This window comes from Planococcus rifietoensis (genome assembly GCF_001465795.2).
In the GTDB taxonomy this organism is placed as follows: Bacteria; Bacillota; Bacilli; order Bacillales_A; family Planococcaceae; genus Planococcus; species Planococcus rifietoensis.
In genome coordinates, this window is sequence record NZ_CP013659.2 from 3,025,404 (window position 1) to 3,048,244 (window position 22,841).

Consider the following 22,841-nt stretch of genomic DNA (forward strand, 5'->3'; position numbering starts at 1 on the left):
GGCTATACTAGTAAATGAGAATCGTTTTCATTTGAATAAGATTCATCAACCAATTCAAAGGAGAGACACCCATGAAGAAATTGCTTTCATTCTTATTAGTGCTCGGCACGCTTCTCGTGCTTGCTGCATGCGGCAGCTCGAACAGCTCAGAAGAACAACCGGCGGAAACGTCCGGCGAAGAAACTGCCAGCAACGAAGTGAACCTATATACTGCCCGCCACTACGATGTGGACGATGAGCTCTACAAGAAATTTGAAGAAGAAACCGGCATTAAAGTCAACTTGATCAAAGGCGAAGCCGATGAGTTGCTTGAGCGCATCAAGCGCGAAGGAGACGCTACACAAGCCGATTTGTTTTTGACAGCTGATGCAGGCCGCCTGCACCGCGCGAAAGAAGACGGCATTTTGCAGTCGGTTTCAAGCGATGTGCTGGACGAGCAGATTCCTGCCAACTTCCAGGATGAAGACCAAATGTGGTATGGCCTGACAAAACGCGCACGCGTCATCCTGTATGACAAAGAAACAGTCGACCCGTCTGAACTCTCCACGTACGAAGCATTGACGGAAGACGAGTGGGCTGGACGCGTATTGATCCGCAGCTCTGAAAACATCTACAATCAATCGTTGCTCGCTTCTTTCATTGAATTGAACGGCGAAGAAGAAGCGAAAGAATGGGCAGCCGGCATGGTCGAGAACTTTGCACGCGACCCTGAAGGCGGCGACCGCGACCAAGCGAAAGCAATCGCAGCAGGCGTTGGCGATGTAGCCATCATGAACACGTATTACTTCGGCCAAATGCTGAATTCTGAAGACCCTGAAGAAGTCAAAGTGGCTGAAGGCCTCGATGTGTTCTTCCCGAACCAGGATACGACAGGCACGCACGTGAACGTCAGCGGCGCGGGTGTGGTAAAATCAGCTAAGAACCAAGAAAATGCAATCAAATTGCTGGAGTTTCTCTCCGCACCGGAAGCACAAGAAACATTTGCTTCCGTCAATTATGAATACCCAGTAAACGAAGCAGTGGAACCATCCGAATTGCTGCAATCATGGGGTGACTTCAAAGAGCAGGACATCTCGATGTCTGCACTCGGCGAAAACAATGCCCAAGCGATTCTATTGTTCAACGAAGTCGGCTGGAAATAACCTAAATGATTTCCCCTTGCCGCTGGTTTAGTGCGGCAAGGGATTTCTTGCGAGTTGGAAAGAGGTGCCTGGATTTTGCAACGCAGATTGGCCAATTTCAATATCTGGACTGTAGGGGCAGTCGTCATCATCCTGATGCTGTTCCTGCCGAACTTGACCATTGTCACCGGGTTTTTCACGCCCTCGAATGACAATTGGGAACATATGAAAGAGTTCGTATTGCGGCAGTTTGTCATCAATTCACTGATTCTGACGCTCGCGACAGCGTTCTTCACGATTCTCATCGGGCTGAGCCTCGCTTGGCTGATCGCGCAATACGATTTTCCATTCCGGCGCTTTTTGAAGTGGGCGTTGATCCTCCCTCTTTCCATCCCGCCGTTTATCGGTGCTTACACGTACCACGGCATCTTGAATTTCACCGGCGCCATCCAGACGACGCTGCGCGAGGGATTCGGAATGGAATTGGACCCGGCATATTTCGATATCATGAACTTGCCCGGTGCGATTTTCATTTACACGATGTTTTTGTACCCTTATGTTTACACGATTACGCAAGTTTACTTGTCCGAACAATCGGCGTCATTGATCGAAAGCACGCGTTTGCTCGGCAAAGGCCCTTGGCGCACGTTTTTCCAAGTGGTGCTGCCGATTTCACGGATTTCCATCATCGCCGGCGCAAGTCTCGTTGTATTGGAAGTTCTGAATGATTACGGCGTCGTGAAATATTACGGCATCCAAACCTTTACGACCGCCATCTTCCAAAGCTGGTTCGGCCTTGGGGATTTGGATACGTCGATCAAACTGGCCGCTTCACTCATGGGCTTTGTCATCATCATCCTGCTCATCGAGAAATTGCTTCGCGGCAGGCGGCAATACAGCTATTTCTCAACGAAAGTCCGCCCGCTCCAGCTCATTCCGCTGAGCGGATGGAAAGGCTTTGCGGCGGCAGGCTACGGCATGCTCATCTTGAGCCTTGGATTCTTCATCCCTGTCATTCAACTGGTTGACTGGACGGTGTTGACCTTCGGGACAATCCCGATGGAAGAGTTCATGCGCTATGTGCAAAACTCGGTGTTTGTCGCCGGGCTCAGCGCCACCTTAATCGTCATCCTTGCGCTCATCGTCGGGAATTTCGCCCGCATGGTCCAAGGCAAATACACGAAGCTCTTGCCAAAACTGACGGTTCTCGGCTATTCGATTCCTGGGGCGGTTATCGCGGTTGCCGTCGTCACGGCTTTTGTCGCACTCGACGGCTACCTCGCTCCCCTTTATCTGGCGATCGGCCTTGAGACGACGCTGGTGCTGAGCGTCAGCATTGTTCTGCTGCTTGCAGCTTACATCATTCGGTTCTTCGCCATCGGCTACAATTCGATCGAGACAGGCTACGATAAGATCGGCACGAACTTCCGGGATGCTTCAAGACTGCTCGGCGCTGGCCCGACGAAGACCTTTTTCAAAGTCGATGTACCGATGATGAAAGGCGCGATTATCAGTGGATTTATCCTGGTCTTCATCGATGTACTCAAGGAGATTCCCTTGACATTGATCCTCAGACCGTTTAATTTTGATACATTGTCAACAAAAGCTTTCCAGTACGCAAGTGATGAAAAAATCATGGAGGCTTCACAAGCTTCCCTTTTGATTGTCGGTATTAGCGCCTTGGCCATTGTGATTTTCTATAAGATACTCGAGAAGGAGATGGATTGATATGTTTGTCGCCATTGAAGATGTGAGTTTTTCCTATCCGAATACACAGGCCCCTGCACTTGATCGGTTCACGCTGGACATTAAAAAAGGTGAGGTCATTTCGATCCTCGGGCGCAGCGGCAGCGGAAAAAGCACGATTTTGCGCTTGCTCGCCGGGCTTGAGCGGCCGAAAAATGGACGCCTGGTCATCCAGGACGAAACCTTGTTCGACGACAAGACATTTTTGCAGCCGGAAAAGCGCGGCATCGGCATGGTCTTCCAGGACTACGCCTTGTTCCCGCATATGACGGTTGCCGCGAATATCATGTTCGGCTTGTCAGGCATGAAAAAAGCCGACAAGAAGAGACGCATGCATGAAATGCTTGAACTCGTCGAATTGGAAGAATACGAAAAGCGCTATCCGCATCAATTGAGCGGCGGCCAGCAGCAGCGTGTGGCAATTGCCCGCGCGATTGCGCCGAACCCTCATTTGATCCTGCTGGATGAACCGTTCAGTAATTTGGACGCCGAGCTGCAAGGGAAAATTCGCAAAGATCTTCGAGAGATTTTGAAAAAGGCGAACATCACCTCCATCTTCGTAACACACGATGAAAAAGACGCGCATATCCTCGCTGACCGCATCGTGAAATTGAAAGACGGAAAAATGGATTTCGTCGGGCGCCCGTGCGATATGCTCGATACGTTCCGCCAAGAAGCCATTGCCGAATCCGAAGAAGTATTGAAATCCCAGCCCGTCGTCAATGTGTAATATAGAAAAGCCGGCCTTTCCGTCATGGAAGGCCGGCTTTTTTCAACTCCTATTTTCACACAGGATAATTATCAAGTTCCACTTTCATCCATCCACGAACGCTATTGATGAACCAGATGGCGTCGAATGTGTCGAGCTCATCTTTTTTCAGCACTTTCGTTTCGATGCGCCCTTCTTCAAGGAGCTGTTTGCGGTAGGTGCCGCCGAGCAGGCCGCTTGAGACAGGCGGCGTGTAGAAACGGCCGTCTTTTTCTGCGACCAGGTTGCCGATGGTGAACTCGGTCAATTCCTCGCGGTCATTCCATAACAGTACAGAAAAAGCGTCAGGCGCATGCTGTTGATGCTGTTCATAGATGCTGCGGTTGGTGGTTTTGTGATAGAGAAAGGCATTCCGGCTGTCGACTGGCGATTTGGCGAGTGCGCAGCGGATCGGCTGCTCGAGCGGGGTTGCCGGCTGTGCGGCCAACTCCATCTTGCCGCTGCGCTCAAGCGTCAGGCGGACTTTGAAAAGGCCTGTCGCATGGTTTGAAGCAAGTGATTCCAATTGTTTCGCCACAGCCTCTTCGTCCAATGCAAAACGGAAGTATGCCGCGCTTTTTTTCAGCCGCGTGAGGTGAAGCGCGACAAGCGGATAATTGCCGTCTTCTAGCTTAAGCGATTCGAGCAAGGCGAATTCGGGGCGCTGGTCGGTCAGCACGCGGGCTTTCGTCAATAATTCCTCGTATTCGCCTTCGGATGTGGAATCCCAGGTGATGCCCCCGCCTACGCCATAGCGCGCAGCCGATTTGTCCTGATCGATAACAACGGTGCGGATCGGCACATTGAAGATGGCGTTTTTTTCAGGCGTGATATAGCCGATTGCGCCGCAATAAACTTCCCGCGGTGTCTGTTCAAGTTCGGCGATATAGCGCATCGTGCTGACTTTCGGCGCGCCGGTGATCGAACCGCACGGAAACAAAGCCTGGAACCAGTCGAATACGCTAAGCCCTTCCGGCAATTCAGCTTCCACCGTTGACGTGAGCTGATGGACGGTCGGGTATTTCTCCGCTTGGAACAGCTTCGGCACTTGAACCGTCCCTTGTTTGGCAAGGCGGCTCATATCGTTTCGCAGCAGGTCGACAATCATCAAGTTCTCGGCGCGTTCTTTTTCCGAATCGAGCAGCACATCCAAAATAGCCTCATCTTCCCAGCTCGTCCTGCCACGCGGAGCAGTGCCTTTCATCGGTTTCGTGCGGATGCGTGATCCGTCGATGCGAAAAAACAATTCCGGCGATGCCGACAAAATCTGATGGCGGCCGATGTCTAAGTACGCACTGTAATCCGCTTGCTGATTGCGCGCAAGCTGCCGGTAAAATGCTTTTGCGTCGCCTTTAAACCCCGCGGTGAGGCGTTCGGTGTAATTCACTTGATACGTGTCGCCTTCTTCGATGGCTTGGCGGATTTTCTGGATGCCGTTTTTGTACTCAGCCACGGAGCCTTCAAGGGTCCATGCCGACACTTCATAATTTCCATCGCCTGAAGGTTTTGGCGATTGTGCTTCGCTATAGATGCCGAACCAGACTAGCGGCATTTCAGCACCGTCGCGAACGGCCATTTCCGGATGAAAAGCAGGCGATGCTTCGTAGGATACATAACCCGCCGCGTAATAGCCTTGCGATGTGTAACGGTCGACTTGTTCAAAAACGGCCGCTACTTCCTTAAGCGACTTCGCTTCAAGCACCGCGTGCGGTTCGGAAAAAGCGACCGTCTCCGGCGTTCCGTCGTCTTTCGCAAAATCAAACTGCAGATAAGGGGCCATCATGTGCGCCTCCTTTCTTTTCACGATTCCATAATTGGGCGTTCTGATAGGCGGTCGCGAGCATCTGAAACCCATCCTTCGTCAAAATCGATTCAGGATGGAACTGGATGCCTTCAACCGGTAATTCTTTATGGCGTACGCCCATGATGCTGCCATCTTCTGCCGTTGCTGTCACTTCGAGAATGCCTGGAAGCGTATCGATTTCCGCCACGAGCGAATGATAACGCACAACCGGCGTCGGTGAAATCAACCCCGCAAAAACTCCTTGCCCGCTATGTGTCACTTCCGATACTTTGCCGTGGACAGGCTGGACGCCTTTACGGACTTTGCCTCCGTAGAACTCGACGATGCTCTGGTGGCCCAGGCACACGCCGAGTATCGGAATGTTCCCGCTAAGCTGTTCGAGCGCTTTGGTCCCGACGCCCGGCTGCAAAGGCTTGCCCGGCCCTGGCGACAGCACGATCAGTTCCGGCGATAAGGCTTCGAGATCTTGCAGCACGGCACGGTCATTCTGTAAGACTTCCACACGCGCACCGAGCCGCTCGAAGTAATGGACCAGATTATATGTAAATGAATCGTAATGATCGATGATGACAATCACGGGAAAAACTCCTCTTCAAATGAAATGTCGCGTAGTTTCATTATAAAGGGAGTGGGGCGATTAAGCATAGCTTATGCAATGGCATGCAATCAGAAGAATGTCCGAATTAAGTTTACTTCACGGAACACAGGTTATAAATAGCGCAATCTTCAATGCATAAAGCTAGTTTATCCACATTCGCCTCTCCAGATAATTAAATATGCCAGCATGCCCACCATAACATGCCAACTTTCTTTTTCCAAATAAAGGATGCACGCTAAAAACCCGGATCGCCTGGCGATCCGGGTTTTGTCTATTTAATCGATCTGACGCAATGCAGCAGCGAGCCGTGCGGCGAAATTCTCCGGCGGTTCCTCTGTTGTAAGTCGCAGACACACAATATTCGGGTTCGAGTCGATGCTTTGTTCAAATTCTGTCGGCAAGGCGATTGGGTATTGCTGCAATGCTTGCGTAAATAACGGCACTTCTTCAGGGAGCAGGTAGATGTCTGCTTCGTTCATGGCAGAGCCATCGGATTTCAGGTTTCGAAACGATATATCGTGTTCCAGTGTGCAATCAAAACTTTTATCATGCAATTCAATGGTTACGGTGCGGTTTTTCTTGATCAGGCATTCCATGTCCGTGGTATCGGTTTCTGCCTCAAGCAAGTTACCGACCTGTTGTGCCAGGTCCATGATAGTGTGTTCGATTTTCATATCGTTCCCCTTTCTTAAAGCAAATTACGCCGAAAAGAAAACGCCGAAAAAAACCCAAGCAAGGGCTTTTTTCGGCGTTGGTTCCAGCGCTATAGTCTGTTCCATTTTACCAAATGGGAGTTGCATATTTTTAAGCAGTGATAATTGATGCCTGATCGGAAATACTATGGGTTCCCGTTCGTGAATAGTATAAGATAAATCGTCTAAAAAGGGAAACTATAGGCCTACACCCACTTATACAAAATCAATCTTCTTCATCTTCCTCGTCATCTTCATTGTCTTCATTGTCTTCAGAGTCGCCTTGTTCTTCACCTGGCATGACGTCTGTTTCTTGTTCCATTTCCGGCTCTTCTTCCCCGCCGCCGCATGCAGCAAGCATTCCGGCAGACAGCATTGCCGCCGCGCCGACTTTCAGCCACTTCTGTTGTGCCATTGTCCTTCCTCCTCTGCTTCAGTTCCTTATTAGCTCTATACCCGCTTGACCGACGGAGAAACTAAAGGAAGCCTCAGGAGTTGGTTGCCGGTAGCAGGCCTTTGTGATGGCTATATTTCGTCAACACACTTTCCGCGAACGCATCACAGCGCAGACAGTCATCCGCAGACGGCATTTGTTCGACTTTGAGCGTTGCGGCTAAGACCGTTGTCGCATGCAGCATGTCCCGGAACAGATCTACCGCGCCGCAATACGTCGCAAAGCAGCGGTCGCCTGTGCCGAATACGCCTGTGATGGGCGTCTTATCCTGGTGTTCCATCGCTTCGTACAGCCCATGCAGCTGCTTCGGGATTTCGCCGTTCATCCACGTATACGTACCAACCAAAACTATATCGTAACAGCATAGTTCGGCGAGATTGAATTCCTTCACGCGAAAAACATCCGGTTGAGCCCCTTGACGAACTAGCGCATCCGCAACCATTTGAGTGAGGCTTTCCGTGTGCCCCGTCGCAGAAGCATAGACAATTGCAATGGTCGGTTTATAATTCGTCAAAGCCGTTCGACTCCGATACTTTCGTATAGGCACGTGATTTCTGTTCGAAGAAATCCGACTTCGTGCTGTTCATCATGTCATCGCCGAAGACGCGGATCCATGGCATCGGATTATCGCGTGTTTCGTAGAGGTTGCCGAGGCCGATTTGGCGCAGCCGCTTGTTTGCCAAGTATTCGACGTACTCGTTGAACTCATCAAGATCCAGGCCGTCGATCTCCCCTAGGATATGCTGTGCCCATTCTTTTTCGAGTTCGACGGCGTGCGCTACTTCATCGCGGATCCAGTCGTTCATCTCATCTGTCGCGAGTTCCGGGTTTTCTGCGATCAGGATGCGGATAAACTGGGAAACGAAATAGGCGTGCTGCATTTCGTCACGCTGGATATAGCTGATCATCGTGCTCGTTTTGAGCATTTTCTGCTGACGCGCGAGGTGGTAGAAAAACGCAAAGCCCGCATAGAAATAAATGCCTTCCAAGTTAATCGAATTGACCGCAAGCTTCAATAAGTTTTCTAGATTGGGCTCAGTACGGAACGCTTCGTACGCAGACAAGATTCGTGCGTTGCGCTTTCTGACGAGCGGGTCGTTCTTCGCTTCGTCAAAGCGCCGGTTCTGTTCATCAAGTGGCACGAGTGAGCTGAGTACGTAGGAATACGACTCGGTGTGGACCGCTTCCTGCTGGGCGATGACGGCAAAAATCGACTTGAAGCTCGAATCGCTGACATAGTCCATTACTTGAGTCATCGTCGGCGTCTGCAGGCTGTCAAGAGACGCGAGCTGCGTGTTGATGCGCAAAAAGACGTCTTTTTCGGTATCTGATAGTGAGTCCCAATTTTTAATATCATCCTGCATATTGATTTCCTGCGCTTTCCAAAAGTTCGCGAGCAGCGCTTGGTACAGTTCATACATATGCGGATGGGCGATGTCGTTCCAATTGAGCAAACCAGAGCTCGCCCCGCCGACAATGGCGGTCGAGCGGTTCGGTGCATCCGGGTCCATCAATGGTTGTTTCGTTAAGGTTTGCATACTCCTCATCCTTTCTTAGCTTTCACATGCCTCGCATGCTTCGATTTCTTCCTGGGACGTGCTGCGCACATAATAGCTCGTCTTCAACCCGCAATTCCATGCTTCGAGGTGCAATTCGAGCAACTCCTTGGCGCGGATCGTGTGCGGCACATATAAATTAAAACTGATCGACTGGTCGATATGGCGCTGTCTCGCGGCATTTTGGCGGATGCTCCATTTTTGGTCGAGCACGTGGCGTGCGCGGCGGTAATAGTCATATGTCCGGTGGTTCAAATCCGGTGCCGTTACATTAAAGCGGAAATTCTTTTTCTCTTCTGCGTATTCGACGGCATACAGCGGATCGATGCCGTCTGTCGAACCGCCAATTTTAGCGGTCGACGAGTTCGGCGCAACAGCCATCATCCAGCCATTGCGAACGCCAGATGCTGCAACTTTGCGGCGCAGCGCGTCCCAGCGTTCACTGTTGTAGCCGCGGCGCTCGAAAAAGCTGCCTGTATGCCATTCGGAATTCTGGAATTCACTGAAAGCCCCTTTTTCCTCTGCCAATCCCGCAGATGCGCGGATGGTGTGCCAAGCGATTTCTTCGTACAAACTGTCTGCATACTCGACCGCTTCTTCTGTTTCCCAATGGATGCTGCGAAGCGCCAGCAGATGATGCCAACCGAATGTTCCTAACCCAACGGCGCGATACTTGCCATTCGTCACTTCTGCCTGGCCGACCGAAATCGTGTTCAAGTCGATGACATTATCGAGCATGCGCAATTGAATCGGGATCAAGCGCGACAAGACGTCTGCCTGCACCGCTCTTGGCAAGTTGATGGACGATAAATTGCAGACGACGAAATCGCCCGGTTTTTTCACAGTGACCAAATTGCCTTCTTCATCTTTGTATTCTTTGATAATTTCAGTCGGCGACATGTTCTGTGCGATTTCACTGCACAGATTACTGCAGTAGATAGATGTTTTGCCGATGCCGCGCAAGTGCTTGTTCGGGTTTTGGCGGTTCACTTCGTCGCGGTAGAACATATACGGCGTTCCGGTCTCGAGTTGCGACACCATGATGCGCGCCATAACATCCATCGCACGGAACGATTTTCTGGCCAATAAAGGATGGTTGACTGCTTCCTCGTATTTTTCCGTAAAGTATTTACGGTCCGTTTCATCGTAGAAATCTTCCAGGCCAAGCGGATTGCCCTGGTCGTCTTTCCAGCCCATCACTTGCTTGACTTCGTGCGGGCAGAACGTATGCCATTCGCCGACACTGCGGCCATTTTCATCGGTTTCCTGCAATTTTTGCATAAACAAATCCGGAATCGAAACGCCGGTGAAAATATCGTGTGCTTTGCGGCGCTCATCGCCATTATTCGTTTTCAAATCCAGGAAGCCGTTCATGATGTCTTTATGGAACACATCCAAATAGACCGCCACTGCGCCTTGACGCTGGCCAAGTTGGTCGACGCTGACTGCGGTGTCGTTGAGCAGGCGGATCCACGGGATAACGCCGGATGAATTGCCTTTGAATTTGCGGATGTCCGAGCCGAGTGCGCGCACTTTTCCGTAATAGACGCCGAGGCCGCCGCCGTCTTTGCTGAGGCGCGCGACATCCCAGTTGTTCTGGTAAATGCCATCCAGCGAATCCGCTACGGTGTCGATAAAGCACGAAGACATTTGCCCGAAGCTTTTCCCGGCATTCGATAAAGTCGGCGTCGCCACCGTCATATACAAATTGCTCATCGCCCAATACGCTTCTTTGACGAGTTCCAAGCGGCGCACTTTCGGTTCTTTTTGCATCAAAGTCATCGCGATGATGAGAAAGCGCTCCTGCGGCAATTCCCACACACGGCCGTCATAGTCTTTTGCCAAATAACGGTCCGCCAGCAAGAATAAACCTATGTAATTGAACAATTCATCGCGCTCTGGCGCAATTTCTTTTCCTAGTAGGCGAATTTCGTTCTCAGAATAAGCTTCGAGTAAGTCTTTAGAATAAATACCAAGGCGGCTCAGCCCGTAAATCAATCCGTAGAAATCATCGTATTTATTCGCTGCGCTGTAGCCGCGCGTTTGTGCCGCTTGCTCATATAATTTCTCCAAATATAACCCTGCCGCCTCAAATGTCCAATGCGGTTCGTCCATCGATACCCGGTCCAATGCATCCTGAATTTTTCTATCACGTTCTACTGCTCCTAAAGTCATCTCAACACAGCTCCTTTGCGTATTCGTTTGCTATCATTCGGCGTTCTTTTCGTTCCTGTGCGTTTTCAAATAATCGTTTTTCATTTTCCGTTTCCGGCACTACGCTCGCGACCGGCGTCGGACGGCCTTCTGCGTCCACTGCGACCATCGTCAAGATCGAAGTGGTCGTCAAACTGCGCGTGCCGCTTTCGATGTGCTGGCATTCCGCTTTGACGTATACTTCCATCGAAGTACGTCCTGTCGAAATGACGACGCCTTCCAAGATCAAGATATCGCCGACTTTTGCCGAGGACAGGAAATTGACGTTGTCGATCGATGCGGTCACGACTGCGCGGCGGCTATGTTTCATTGCCGAGATGGCGGCGATTTCGTCGATATACGCGAGGACGGTGCCCCCGAAAATCGTGCCCATATGATTGGTATCCGGCGGCAAGACGAGCCGGGACTGTATGGTCCTGGATACGCCAGCCGGAAGTTGTTCTCTATGCATAACGAATTCCTCCTTATAAAAACACAAAAGCCCCCACTCTCCGGAGAGAATGGGGGCATAAACGCAAGTTAATGAAGTGGGCACACTTGGGCCACACAAACCAAACCTTTGTCATCCTTCCCAATTCCCGGAGAAGTGCAAAACGACAACAGAGGCAGGTCTCCTGGCTCGCGCGTCACTCTCCCCATGCCCTTCCCGTCCATTGGACAGTGAGATTTCATGGTTCGTCTGCGCTTACAGTTGCGGGAACAGCTCCGGGATTTCACCGGATTCCCTATTCAGCCCGTAGTGGGCACCTTTGTTGCGGTATCACTATATATGGTGTTGAATTTTTACATCATCACCAAATCTTGTAGTTTTACTATAGACCAGTTCGAATTTCGCCGCAAGGATTTTCTCGTACTTCCTGTAGAAAGTGAAAAAGGGTCTAGTCGCTGGCTTGTTTTTCGTATAAAACTTTCAATTTGTAGTTATTTTTTGATACAAGGTTTTCAAATTTTCTGTTTCAGTGAAGACAGCGAGAACTTGCTTGTGAAATCGTTCCTGTGCTCTAGTTATGCATTATCTTTGTAGTCGCCAGCCTGCTTTGGGTTGGCCTTTAGCAATAAGCCAAGAAGGGCGCTTGTCTTATTGCGTCGGCTCACCCTTGTCGCTGGCTGGCTAAAACATTTCATAGATTCGTGTGTGTTTAATTAGATCTGCTTCTCTAAGGAGTTGCCGGCTAGTGGGGGAATCGCTTCCCGGGAAAGGGTTCAGTGAAGACAGCGTGAGCTTTCTTGTAGAACAGTTTCGGTGATTAGCTTGTTCATGTTGTTGGTAGCCGCGGCCGGGCTTTGGGTTGGCCTCTCGCAATAAGCCAATGAATTGGCGAGAAGGAGTTGAGCCGATTCATTTGCGACGCATCTGCGTAGCAGATGTGGGAGCAAGGTGTTTGACCTGATGCTTGAATAAAACATTTATCTAAGGCTTCGGCTAACCCTTTTGCGCTCGACGGCTTAGAGATTTCATTGTTCTGTGTGCGTTTAATCGGATCTGCTTCTTGAGATAGTTGCCGGCTAGTGAGGGAATCGCTTCTTGAGATAAGCATCAGCAAGATAGGCAAGATTTTCTTATGCAATCGTTCCGAAGTTCGGTTTGTTCTTTCAATGAGTTTTCGATGCCTCGCTTTAGAGTAGCTGCCGCAAAACTCCGCCGCTTTCCTCCGTCATTTCTATTTCCCGGGAAATAAAAAGGCCGCGCAACTTACTGCGCGGCTCTTGTTATCCATCGACCCATTCAGATTCAGCTTCTGGCTGCTTTCCTTTTTGGTTCGTGGCTTCTTTATTGTCTTTGCTTGTATACGGCTTAAAACTTTTGGCTTTGTTTTTGCCTTTTTCCCAACGGTTCCAGCCTTTTTTGCCGGTTCCTTGGCCTACGCCGCTTTTTGATTTTGCTTTCGCTTTGCCCATTTCTTTCACTCCCGTTCACTCATCGTGACGTTCAGCTTACCACATCCCGCCGCTTTCGTGAACAGTTGGTGTTTAGGCCTCGAGCACTTTCTGGATATCTTTGTGCATCGAATCAGGCGTATCTTTCGGCGCGAACCTCGCCACGACTTTGCCGTTCGAGTCGACAAGGAATTTTGTGAAATTCCATTTGATGCCGCTCGACAGGAAGCCTTTCGTGTTCGATGTCAAATGATCGAACAGCGGGTGCGCTTCTTTTCCGTTTACTTTGATGATGTCGTGCATCGGGAACGTGACGCCGTAAGTCATGCGGCACGACGATTCGGCATCTGCCGCTTCCCCGACTTCCTGGCCGAACTGATCGGACGGAAAGCCAAGTACGACTAGGCCTTCATCTTTGTAGCGCTGGTAAATCTTTTCGAGGCCGTCAAACTGGCCGCGCAGGCCGCATTTGGTCGCCGTGTTGACGATGACCATCGGTTGGCCTTTGTAGCGTTCGAGCTTGTACTCTTCCCCGCTGGCATCGGTGACCTTAATATCGTAGATTCCCATCATTCATCACTCCTGTTTCCATGAATTTTCACAGATCCATCTCGCCGAAAAATGCATTTAAGGCTTTCAGGTTGTTCATCAGTTCGATGGCATTGACATCAAGATAATTGCAGCTGGTGATCTTGTCGTGAATGGCCTGCTCAATCGGCTTTTCATCCGCACGCGACTTTTCCGTTAAAGAAATCCGGAAAGCGCGGCGGTCTTCAGCCGATTGTTCTTTCACGATGCGGCCATTTTGAATCATCCGGTTGATGATCGGGTTGAGCGTGCCGGTGCCGAGCCCGAGTTGCCCGCCGATTTCTTTCATCGTCAAGCCGTCTTCTTCCCATAACACGAGCAAGACCAAGTACTGCGTAAAGGTCAGGCCGAACGGTTCTAAGGTCTTCGCATAAAGTTTCGAGAAATTGCTCGACGCTTTATACACTTCAAAGCATAGTTGCTGTTCCAGTTTGGTTGGTTTGTCCATGTCATCACCTGTTTTTCTGCTTATCGAACGACAATCTCCACGTCCACTGAATCTTTGATCGCTTTGGAATATGGGCAATACGCATGGGCTTTGTCGACATATTCCTGTTTCTTGCCATCTTCCAGGCCGTCGATATCCACTTCAAGGCGCACTGCAAGTTTCACGCCGCCGTCCGTTTTATCGCCCAGCAAGGAAACTGTCGCTGTGACTTCGCTGTTCGTTACTTTCACTTTATCACGTTCCAACACGAAGTCCAATGCACTGTTGAAGCAAGAACTATAACCTGCCGCAAACAATTGCTCAGGGTTCGTCGCTGTATTCGGCTGACCGCCAAGCGCGACTGGTTTAGCCACATCGAGATTGAAAATATTATCCGGTGAATAAACCGTGCCTTCACGTCCACCGCTGTTGATCATTGTCGTTTCAAAAATTGGTTTCATTTTTATATCCCTCCAAAAATTATATCTTACACGATCTATATTAGAATAAATCGTACACGATGTAAAATGAAATGCTTTGGTTTTTTTTCAAAAGAAAAATCCCGGATGCAAGATCCGGGATTTCCACTTCTTTATTCGCGATAGCTGAGCTTCAATAAATATAAGGAATCAAGCGCGCGCGGTGCTTCATCCATTCCTTGTATTCGGGTCCGAACTTTTCAACGAGCAAGGCTTCTTCGTGCTGCATGCGTTTATTGAGTGCAAACGCGAGCAACAAGCCGCCGGCAACCGCCGCGATTAGGCTCGTAAAGAACAGCGCCATGCCGATGCCAATCAAGAACAAGCCGGTATAAAGCGGGTGGCGCAGCTTGCGGTAAGGGCCGCTGCTGACGATCGTATCGCCTTCCCTAACCGTCACGTGGCGTGTGAATTGTGATTTCAAGTGAATGATCCCCCAAAATCGCAAAAAGACGCCGATGATAAGCAACACGAGCCCGATCGGCCTGAGCACCGAGGCAATTTCTGTTTCCGCAAGCTCCTGAAGCCAATAACCAACCACGATGGTGGCAATCAGCGACAATAGGATCCCGAAGAATGTCCTTTTTTCGACCGGGTCGCCTTGCCCGGTCTCGCGATTTTTAAAAACGATGAATTCGACCAGCCAAATAATGCTCACAGCGGTGAAAACCCAGTCCATCCACCCCATCACATCCACCTCTTTCTTCTCCTTAAAATACTATAGAAGATGCCGCTCAAATACAATTTCCAACTGGTTGCGAATAGAAAAAGCTGTCCCGGCACCTTACCGGAACAGCTCTTCTTTAGTCTTCGTCCGTCACCGACAACTCAACGAGCATCGCGGTGAAAACGATGAAAATGGCCATTAATGCGATTACCATCGTGAACATTGTCCTCAACTCCTACCATGTAATAAATCCTTTCGAGCCAGGTGGTGCATGTTGGATCATGTGGGTCAGTGGAATCGCGTATGCAATGATGATCAACGCGGCGGCAATGCCGATCCAAATCCACCAGTTTTCCAGCCATTTCGGTGTATTCGACATATCGCTTTCCGCCAGCGGGAATTCCACCATCTGTTCAGGCGTTTCCGCTTTTGGCGAAACGAACATCGTCATGATGACCATATACATCAAGATCATGGCAGACAGGAACAAAATCGTGCCGCCGATCGCCATCGTCACATGGTTCGAGATGATGCCGTCAAACCATTCCATCGCCGACGGGTGGTCGTTATAGCCACTGTAAGCTGTGCGGCGCGGAGCCCCCATCAAGCCTAATACGTGCTGTGCAGTCGACATGAGCAGCATACCGATCGACCAAGTAATGATCTGGACAAAGCCGAGGCGCTGCATGCGCTTCGTAAAACGGCGCCCCGTCAAATATGGGATGAGCCAGAAGGTCAATCCCATAAACGTCATCGCGACAGGCGTTCCGACGGTAATATGGAAATGCCCGACAATCCATAAGGTATTGTGGACGACTTCATTCAATTGAAAACTGGCATTGATGATCCCGCCAGCGCCCCCAGGAATGAAGAACGCCATGGCGATGAAAATCGAAGTGAAACGGACATCTCGCCACGGCAATTTCTTGAACCAGCCAAAGAGGCCGGTGCCGCCTTTTTTACGCCCTGAAATTTCAAAGGTCGCAAACATCGAGAACGCCGTCATGAGTGATGGCACGATGACCATAAAGGTCAAGACGACCTGCAGGAACTTCCAGAAGTTCGAGATACCCGGCTCCGTCAATTGATGATGGAACCCGACCGGAATCGAGAACAGAATAAACAAGACGAAGGCGAGACGTGCCAAGGAATCACTGAACACTTTCACGCCAAGCAGTTTCGGCACGATCGTGTACCAAGCGATGTACGCTGGAAGCAGCCAGAAATACACAAGCGGGTGGCCGAAATACCAGAACAGCGAACGGCTCAATTCCACATTGATCGTATCCGTCCAACCGAATGCCCACGGAATGTATTGGAACAACACAGTCGCAACAACGCCAAGACAGGCGATGATCCATAACACGATGGTCGTGACCGTCATGAACGCAAACAAGGGACTCAATTGCCCTTTATTGTTGCGGCGCCAAACCATGTAATGGCCGACCAAGGCAAAACTCGAGATCCACGTGCCGACAATGACCAAAGCCAGGCCGACATAATAAAATCCGTTCGCTTTCAGCGGGGCGTAAAATGTATAAAGCACTGAAGCTTCACCGGCCACAATCATGACTGTAGCCATGACCGTTCCGAGCAGCGTCACCCACAGGCCGATCCATGAAAACAAGCGGACTTTAGGGCCGAAGCTGCCAAGGCTTTTGCTCATGCCGGTGATAAAGAAGGCGAAAATGAAAAAGGTCGTATAAATAAGTGCAAGCAAGACGCCGTGCGCAGTAAGGATTTGGTAATAATCAAGCCAAGCCGGGAGCTGAAGTGCGTCGTTGCGAATAAATACCTGCAAGACGCCCATGAGCGTACCGATCAAAAATGCGGTATAAGCGACACCTAAGTGCCATAAGGCGATTTTACGTTCTGGTTGGGCAATCATGTCAGTACACCTCAATTTCCGTAGACATCATATGGTGCCCGGTGCCACAGTATTCGTTGCACAGAATCAAATACTTGCCCGGTTCTTCAAATGTGTAGGATTTGGTCGTAATCCGTCCAGGAACGACCATCATATTGACTTTCGTGTTGTCGATCGTAAAGCTGTGCACTACATCCGTGCTGGTGACTTTAAAAATGATTTCTTTGCCGGCCGGCACCCGCAAGTCCGGTGCGTTGTAGCCGAAAGCCAGTGCGACGATCGCTACTTGATATGTATCTTCGTCCAATTGCGTGACTCCCGGGTTATCGAATGGCGCGGTTTCGTTCACTTTCTCCGGGTCGATGGTGTCCATCCCTCCGGACGGCGTGTGATTTTGCGAAAATGCGCTGACGCCGACGACGCTCAAAAAGACGATGAGCGAGACGATGCCGAAACTGAGCCAAATCTTCTCGTATTTATGAAAATGCATGATGAATCTCTCCTTTTTTTATCTCGCTACGTACATCAAATACACGGCAACCCACATGGCAACGATGACGATGCCGACGAAGAATACACTGACGAGTGTCCCCTTCAAATTCACCTCATGATCCGATTGCTTCTTATCCATTGCTTCCACCTCTTCGCTCGTTTGCTGTTTCCTTTAGCATAGGACCTAAGTTTCGGTTTAGCTGTGACATAAATCACACCTGGGTGCTTTTATTTTCAGTTGTCCATATTTTTGCCAAAAAAAGAAAGCCTGCGGATGGGCAGGCTTTTGGGTAGTTGTTATTTGTTGGAATGAATGGCGGAGATAGCCGGAGTTAGCATGTGGCATTATTTCGCTGTTCTGTTGAAGCTTCATATTAGTAGTCGCCGCCGGGCTTTGGGTTGGCCTCTTGCCATAAGCCAGGAAGAGCGCCTGTCTTACGGCATCGGCTCACCCCTTTACGCTCGGCGGCTGAGAGATTTCAATGAAAAGGTGTGATTAGTTGGTTCTACTTCTGTAACTAGTTGCCGGCTAGTGGGGGAATCGCTTCCTGAGTCGAACGTATGTGAGGATAGCGAGGGTTTTTGAGTGAAATTGTCCCGAGCTTCTAACTATTTTCCACATCAGTAGTCGCCGCCGGGCTTTGGGTTGGCCTCTTGCCATAAGCCAGGAAGAGCACCTGTCTTACGGCATTGGCTCACCCTTTTACGCTCGGCAGCTTGGAGATTTCGTTGATTCGGGTGCGTTTAATCAGATCTGCTTTTGTACAAGTTGCCGGCTAGTGAGGGAATCGCTTCCTAAGATGTTGCGTCTGATAAACCGGCGCTTGAATAGGTTATGCTTGCTTGTTGGGTTGCTTAGCGAATGGAGAGATGTGACACTTCATTCTTCGGCCTGTTTGAAGCAAGTAAAAGAAAAGGATGCGTTTTCACACGCTAATTTAAATGAACTGAAGAAACGTTCTTACGCTCTAAAACTAGAGACGGAGTGGAAGGGGGCTGACGCCTGTGGGACCGCGCGGGCTGGCGAGACAAACGTGGCGCGCTCTTCGCGGCACGTTGGCTCAACACCCGCCCACGGCAAGCAGCCCCCTGCAACGCAGTCGAAAAGCGAAAGCTTTTCCCCTCACTTCTTTTCCTTTCCTGGATCTTGTGGTTCAATTGCATAATTCATTTCTTACCCATCTGTACACCACACTCTTAAGGATTAAAAGCTAATATTTTCTAAACACAAATAAAGCCTGCCGTTACGGCAGGCTTTACAATCAGTCGATTTTGCAGAGGTAAATTGGGCATTCTTCACAATTGATGTCGAATTTCAGTTTGGGAATATTGTATAGAACGATTTTGCCGTCCTTCATGCCGACGGTTCCTTGTTTACGCAAGTCGCTGAGCATCCGGTTGACCATTTCCCGGCTCATGCCGCAGAAATTCGCCAACTCCTGGTTCGTCAGCACGACATCGATCAATAAACCGCCTTCCGCTTCTACGCCGTAGCTATTGCCGAGGCGGATCAAAGTCGAATACAAAGCCCCCTTTTTGCCGTGGAGCATCAAATCACGGAAACGGGTTTGCGTTTTCTGTTGGTCGATGCCCATCCATTTCATGAATGCCATCGCAAGCGAAGGGTCTTTTTCAAGCGATTGTTCCAGTTCTTCGACGGGAATTTTTAAGCAGACGGTCTTGGTCATCGCACGGGCGTCCAGTAAATAAGTGGCCCCTTTTGCGAACACGGTAATCTCGCCGACCATTTGACCGGTGCCGCAAATCTTCAATGATAGCTCACGGCCATCCGGTGTTACTTTTCCGATCTGCACTTTTCCGGAACGGAGAATGTAAAGGCCTTTTACCGCCTCCCCTTCACGGAAAAGATAATCGCCTTTTTGATATTCTTTGACTTGGTGGCTGATCGTCAGTAGCTTCTCGAGCTCGGGTGTCAAATTGCCGATTCCTGATTCCAAAGGGTTCCCCCTCCTTTCTCGTGCTCTTGCTTTTTTCAAGCGTACCATATCCCCCATAAAATTTGGATGCGTTTTCACAATTCAGCCAAAGCTTATGGGAAATTTTCTGAAAAAAGAAGGAAGTCCCCGACAATGTATCGAAAGGTAGCAGTATAGAAGGAGGAATGAACAATGACTTTGAAATATTCTCGAATTATGGTGGCAGTGGATGGTTCGAAAGAAGCGGAATGGGCTTTCAAGAAAGCAGCAGCCGCAGCTTCGCGAAATCACGCTGACCTCTACCTCGTGCATGTCATCGATAATCGCTCATTCGGCTCCATTGAAGCATACGACCGCACGATTGCAGACCGCGCACTGCAAAGCGGGGAAGAATTGCTTGCCCGCTACAAGGAAGAAGCGACTTCGCACGGTGCTACAAATGTCCATACGATGATCGAATACGGTTCACCGAAAACAGTCATTCCAAAAAAACTGGCGAATGAACTGAAAGTGGACGTCATCGTTTGTGGCGCTACCGGGCTGAACGCCGCGGAACGCCTGATTATGGGGAGCGTTTCCGAGCGCATCGTCCGCACAGCTAAATGCGACGTGCTCGTGGTCCGCAGAAACCAAGAAGACATCGACGCAGACGAATAACAAGCTCCAACATAAGAAAAGCCTTTCCCGGTTAAAGCGGGAAAGGCTTTTCTTCGTCTTACTCCGTTTCGCGGGTTTGCTGGAATGCCAGCGTATCCCAGAACGAAATATCTTGTGTATCGATCGAACCATCTGCAATGGCGCGGACTGTCGATTCCAATGTCGTAATGGTTTGCTTGATCAAATAGCCATTGCTCTTCTGGCCAAGGACATACGGCTCGTATTCGTGGTCGGACATGCCGCGCATCTCGAACAGCAATGTCGAAATACCGTATTCGACTGCAATGCCGTTGCGGCTGATGGTTTCAGCGTCACCGCCGCGGTATTTCCCAAGATGGCCCCATCCTGTGGAGTCGACGGCATTAAACACGACAGCCCCTAGCTTTTTCGATCCTTCCACGACATCAGGGTCAGCGTTCGGTGTGGTCGGATAAAGGATTGAGCCCGACACCAATTCGCCGTCGCGTTCGCTATTGACCCCTTGATGGTGCAGGTCGATCATATAATCGATGTCATATTTGCTCATGACATTGTCATGCAAAGCTTTTGTTTCAGGCTGTATTTTATCGACATGGTCGCGGTTCAAATCCACCCCAACTGCGTTATAGCGCGTTAAATTGCGGTCGCCTGACGCTACGTAATCGTCCAATGAGAAATCGACATCTCCCATGGCGCCGTCTGCATTGAGCATTGGCACGACCAGGATATTGACGTTATCCGTAACGCCTTTCATTTTGCCGGTGCCGAGATGCTTGATGAATTCAAGCGCTCCTTCTGTCGTCAGTTGCTCATTGCCGTGCTGCTGCGTCAAGAAAAGAATGGTCGGATTTTCCGGATTGGTCATGTATTTTGCCACGTATAAATCGCGCCCTTTAACGCTCTGCCCAATGACTTCGAGTTCCATATTTGCTTGTTTGGCATCCTGTTTCTTCAGAAAGTCAGCCATTTCCGAGTAGGTGGTCAAAATGGACGTGTTGATTGTTTCATTGCCGCCATATCCAGGCCCGTTGCCGACTGCTTCCACTACAGTAGAATTCATCGGTACTGCACTCAAAGCAAGAGCCCCCGCCAATGACAATGTTAATACCCCTTTTTTTAATGATTTCATCGATCCATCACTCCTTTTTGTATGTTGCCATCCCACCCTTTCCGTTTTTCCTCCTTCTTCTCCTGCTCGAAATATGAAAACGATTCCTTCGTAATACGAAACAAGAACCTTCTGCTGACCACAGCCCTACCAGAAATAATAGAAAACATTAATTATTCTGCAAAAACATTACTTTCTCCTTATAAAAGATTACATTTTCTCTGCTTATATGTCGCTTATGACAACATAGACCTGCATTTGATAAGAAACTGTAATAATAAATAGGTTTATGCGGTGGTACAATGGGTCTGCCGGAATTTTTGACGGCTTTTTTTCATGGCTTTAGCCATGCTTTATTACTGCAGAAAAGAATTCTTAAATAGAGAAACGATAAATAAGTAAGGGAACACGAAAGGAGCACAACACATTGAACACATGGTCCAAATGGTTCGTAGCAGCATTATCCGCTGTTCTGGCACTATCCATCTTCTTGCCGACAGCAAGTGCTGATAAATTGTCCGACCTCGAAAAAGAAAAACAACAGGTCGAGCAAGAAAAGAACAACTTGAATTCCGAAATCCAGTCAAAGAACAATGCAATCGTTGAAAATCAGACGAAACTTGAAAAAATCATGAACAAAATTCAGGAATTGAACGGCGAGATCGAAGAAACGCAAGGCAAAATCGACGGCGTTCAAGCACAGATTGACCAAACGAAAGTCGAAATCGACGAGTTGAAAGAATCGATCGAAGAACTGGAACGCAAAATCGCAGAACGCGAAGAACTTTTGAAAGAACGGGCACGCGCTATTCAATTGAGCGGCGGTTCCGTTGACTATATCGACGTATTGCTTGGGGCTAACAGCTTTGTCGACTTTATCGACCGTGCTTCTGCCGTTAACACCTTGATCGAAGCAGACCGCGAAATCATGCGTGAACAGGCAGAGGATAAAAAACTTTTGGCTGAACAAAAAGCAGAAGTTGAAGAAAAGCTCGCAAAACAAGAAAGCCAAAAAGCAGAACTTGTGGACTTGAAAGATTCATTGGACGCACAAAAGAAAAAACAAGACGATTTGCAGGATGATTTGAAAGCAGAACAGAAACGCCTAGCAAAAGAAAAATCAAAACTTGAAGAAGATCATGCAAAAGCCATGAACATCAGTTCTTCACTCGAAAAGAAAATCGGCAAAGAACAAAAACGCCTAGCGGAAATCGCACGTAAAGCGGAAGAAGAACGCAAAGCGAAAGAAGCCGCAGCCCGCAAAGCCGCAGCTAAAAAAGCAGCACAATCCAGTGCTCCTGCAGCCACTGTGACACAAGCGGCAGCGCCTAAATCAAGCGCTGGATTCATCCGCCCTGCAGCAGGCCGCCACACTTCAGGGTTCGGCGGGCGTGATATCGGCGCAGGAGCTGAAACACACCTTGGCTATGACATCGCCAACAGCCCAGGAACACCAATCCATGCAGCAGCAAGCGGTTATGTCTCACATGCTGGTTCAATGGGCGGTTACGGCAACGTCATCATCATTACACATGTCATTAACGGACAAAGTTACGCCACGACATATGCACATTTGAATTCCATCAATGTTTCTGTCGGCCAAGCTGTCTCACAAGGACAGAATATCGGCGGCATGGGCAACACCGGCCGTTCAACTGGCCCGCACTTGCACTTTGAAATCCACATCGGCAACTGGAACGGCGCTCGTTCAAACGCAGTTGACCCAGCATCTTATATTGGCGGCTAACCACTATCCGCTATAAATAAAAGGCAGTATCCGAGAATCTCGGGTACTGCCTTTTTTGCATCTATCGAATTCTTCCAAGGAG

Annotated in this window: 23 protein-coding genes and 1 riboswitch; of the genes, 5 read left to right on the forward strand and 18 right to left on the reverse strand. The window is 49.5% G+C overall.

Going from position 1 to position 22,841, the window contains the following annotated elements:
• The first annotated feature begins 71 nt into the window (after positions 1 to 71).
• The 3 genes from AUC31_RS15025 (at position 72) to AUC31_RS15035 (ending at position 3,597) form a co-directional block, all read left to right on the forward strand.
• Complete coding sequence (locus AUC31_RS15025) at positions 72 to 1,142, forward strand: Fe(3+) ABC transporter substrate-binding protein (RefSeq protein WP_058382410.1); 1,071 nt, start codon at positions 72 to 74, stop codon at positions 1,140 to 1,142.
• Between the two features lie 75 nt (positions 1,143 to 1,217).
• Entirely contained in the window at positions 1,218 to 2,849 is a 1,632-nt protein-coding gene (locus AUC31_RS15030; protein WP_058382409.1) for an ABC transporter permease, read from the forward strand.
• Between the two features lies 1 nt (position 2,850).
• Positions 2,851 to 3,597 carry an ABC transporter ATP-binding protein gene (locus tag AUC31_RS15035; protein ID WP_058382408.1) on the forward strand — a complete coding sequence of 249 codons (747 nt, stop codon included), beginning with the start codon at positions 2,851 to 2,853 and terminating at the stop codon, positions 3,595 to 3,597.
• Positions 3,598 to 3,652: 55 nt separating this feature from the next.
• On the opposite strand, the gene pabB is transcribed toward AUC31_RS15035, so the two are convergent.
• From pabB to AUC31_RS15120, 17 genes are all read right to left on the reverse strand, one after another.
• A complete protein-coding gene (pabB, locus tag AUC31_RS15040; protein WP_058382407.1) occupies positions 3,653 to 5,398 on the reverse strand; it encodes an aminodeoxychorismate synthase component I in 1,746 nt (581 codons plus the stop codon).
• The gene (locus tag AUC31_RS15045; RefSeq protein WP_058382406.1) at positions 5,373 to 5,996 is read right to left on the reverse strand and encodes an anthranilate synthase component II; all 624 of its coding nucleotides are present in this window, start codon (positions 5,994 to 5,996) and stop codon (positions 5,373 to 5,375) included. Before AUC31_RS15045 ends, pabB begins: the two co-directional genes overlap by 26 nt.
• Positions 5,997 to 6,292: 296 nt before the next feature.
• A complete protein-coding gene (locus AUC31_RS15050) occupies positions 6,293 to 6,691 on the reverse strand; it encodes a DUF1259 domain-containing protein (protein WP_058382405.1) in 399 nt (132 codons plus the stop codon).
• A gap of 244 nt (positions 6,692 to 6,935) precedes the next feature.
• Entirely contained in the window at positions 6,936 to 7,124 is a 189-nt protein-coding gene (locus AUC31_RS15055; RefSeq protein ID WP_058382404.1) for a hypothetical protein, read from the reverse strand.
• A 73-nt stretch (positions 7,125 to 7,197) separates the two neighbouring features.
• On the reverse strand, positions 7,198 to 7,677 hold the full coding sequence (locus tag AUC31_RS15060) for a flavodoxin domain-containing protein (protein ID WP_237150643.1): 480 nt from the start codon (positions 7,675 to 7,677) through the stop codon (positions 7,198 to 7,200).
• Entirely contained in the window at positions 7,664 to 8,710 is a 1,047-nt protein-coding gene (locus AUC31_RS15065; protein WP_058382403.1) for a ribonucleotide-diphosphate reductase subunit beta, read from the reverse strand. The genes AUC31_RS15060 and AUC31_RS15065 overlap by 14 nt, the downstream gene beginning before the upstream one ends.
• Positions 8,711 to 8,716: 6 nt before the next feature.
• The gene (locus AUC31_RS15070; RefSeq protein WP_058382402.1) at positions 8,717 to 10,894 is read right to left on the reverse strand and encodes a ribonucleoside-diphosphate reductase subunit alpha; all 2,178 of its coding nucleotides are present in this window, start codon (positions 10,892 to 10,894) and stop codon (positions 8,717 to 8,719) included.
• Position 10,895: 1 nt separating this feature from the next.
• On the reverse strand, positions 10,896 to 11,384 hold the full coding sequence (locus AUC31_RS15075; protein WP_058382401.1) for an acyl-CoA thioesterase: 489 nt from the start codon (positions 11,382 to 11,384) through the stop codon (positions 10,896 to 10,898).
• 136 nt (positions 11,385 to 11,520) lie between these two features.
• Positions 11,521 to 11,699: riboswitch (cobalamin riboswitch) on the reverse strand.
• A 944-nt stretch (positions 11,700 to 12,643) separates the two neighbouring features.
• Positions 12,644 to 12,832 carry a DUF3934 domain-containing protein gene (locus AUC31_RS15080; RefSeq protein WP_058382400.1) on the reverse strand — a complete coding sequence of 63 codons (189 nt, stop codon included), beginning with the start codon at positions 12,830 to 12,832 and terminating at the stop codon, positions 12,644 to 12,646.
• 72 nt (positions 12,833 to 12,904) lie between these two features.
• Positions 12,905 to 13,381, reverse strand: coding sequence for a glutathione peroxidase (locus AUC31_RS15085; RefSeq protein WP_058382399.1), 477 nt, complete (start codon positions 13,379 to 13,381; stop codon positions 12,905 to 12,907).
• A gap of 28 nt (positions 13,382 to 13,409) precedes the next feature.
• On the reverse strand, positions 13,410 to 13,847 hold the full coding sequence (locus AUC31_RS15090) for a transcriptional regulator, SarA/Rot family (protein WP_058382398.1): 438 nt from the start codon (positions 13,845 to 13,847) through the stop codon (positions 13,410 to 13,412).
• A gap of 20 nt (positions 13,848 to 13,867) precedes the next feature.
• Entirely contained in the window at positions 13,868 to 14,287 is a 420-nt protein-coding gene (locus AUC31_RS15095) for an organic hydroperoxide resistance protein (protein ID WP_058382397.1), read from the reverse strand.
• A 151-nt stretch (positions 14,288 to 14,438) separates the two neighbouring features.
• Positions 14,439 to 14,993, reverse strand: a complete 555-nt coding sequence (locus AUC31_RS15100; RefSeq protein WP_058382396.1) for a methyltransferase family protein — start codon at positions 14,991 to 14,993, stop codon at positions 14,439 to 14,441.
• A 214-nt stretch (positions 14,994 to 15,207) separates the two neighbouring features.
• The gene (locus tag AUC31_RS15105) at positions 15,208 to 16,860 is read right to left on the reverse strand and encodes a b(o/a)3-type cytochrome-c oxidase subunit 1 (RefSeq protein ID WP_058382395.1); all 1,653 of its coding nucleotides are present in this window, start codon (positions 16,858 to 16,860) and stop codon (positions 15,208 to 15,210) included.
• A gap of 1 nt (position 16,861) precedes the next feature.
• Positions 16,862 to 17,329 (reverse strand): cytochrome c oxidase subunit II, encoded by a 468-nt coding sequence (locus AUC31_RS15110; RefSeq protein ID WP_058382394.1) that lies wholly within the window; start codon positions 17,327 to 17,329, stop codon positions 16,862 to 16,864.
• Between the two features lie 18 nt (positions 17,330 to 17,347).
• Positions 17,348 to 17,470 (reverse strand): hypothetical protein, encoded by a 123-nt coding sequence (locus tag AUC31_RS15115; RefSeq protein WP_058382393.1) that lies wholly within the window; start codon positions 17,468 to 17,470, stop codon positions 17,348 to 17,350.
• Positions 17,471 to 18,593: 1,123 nt separating this feature from the next.
• Positions 18,594 to 19,289, reverse strand: coding sequence for a Crp/Fnr family transcriptional regulator (locus AUC31_RS15120; RefSeq protein ID WP_237150645.1), 696 nt, complete (start codon positions 19,287 to 19,289; stop codon positions 18,594 to 18,596).
• A 171-nt stretch (positions 19,290 to 19,460) separates the two neighbouring features.
• Here AUC31_RS15120 and AUC31_RS15125 point away from each other — a divergent pair, with 171 nt between their 5' ends.
• Positions 19,461 to 19,925 carry a universal stress protein gene (locus AUC31_RS15125; protein ID WP_058382392.1) on the forward strand — a complete coding sequence of 155 codons (465 nt, stop codon included), beginning with the start codon at positions 19,461 to 19,463 and terminating at the stop codon, positions 19,923 to 19,925.
• Positions 19,926 to 19,983: 58 nt separating this feature from the next.
• On the opposite strand, the gene AUC31_RS15130 is transcribed toward AUC31_RS15125, so the two are convergent.
• Positions 19,984 to 21,033 carry a M14 family zinc carboxypeptidase gene (locus AUC31_RS15130; protein WP_058382391.1) on the reverse strand — a complete coding sequence of 350 codons (1,050 nt, stop codon included), beginning with the start codon at positions 21,031 to 21,033 and terminating at the stop codon, positions 19,984 to 19,986.
• Positions 21,034 to 21,439: 406 nt separating this feature from the next.
• On the opposite strand from AUC31_RS15130, the gene AUC31_RS15135 reads away from it, so the two are divergent.
• A complete protein-coding gene (locus AUC31_RS15135; protein WP_058382390.1) occupies positions 21,440 to 22,759 on the forward strand; it encodes a murein hydrolase activator EnvC family protein in 1,320 nt (439 codons plus the stop codon).
• Positions 22,760 to 22,841: the final 82 nt, after the last annotated feature.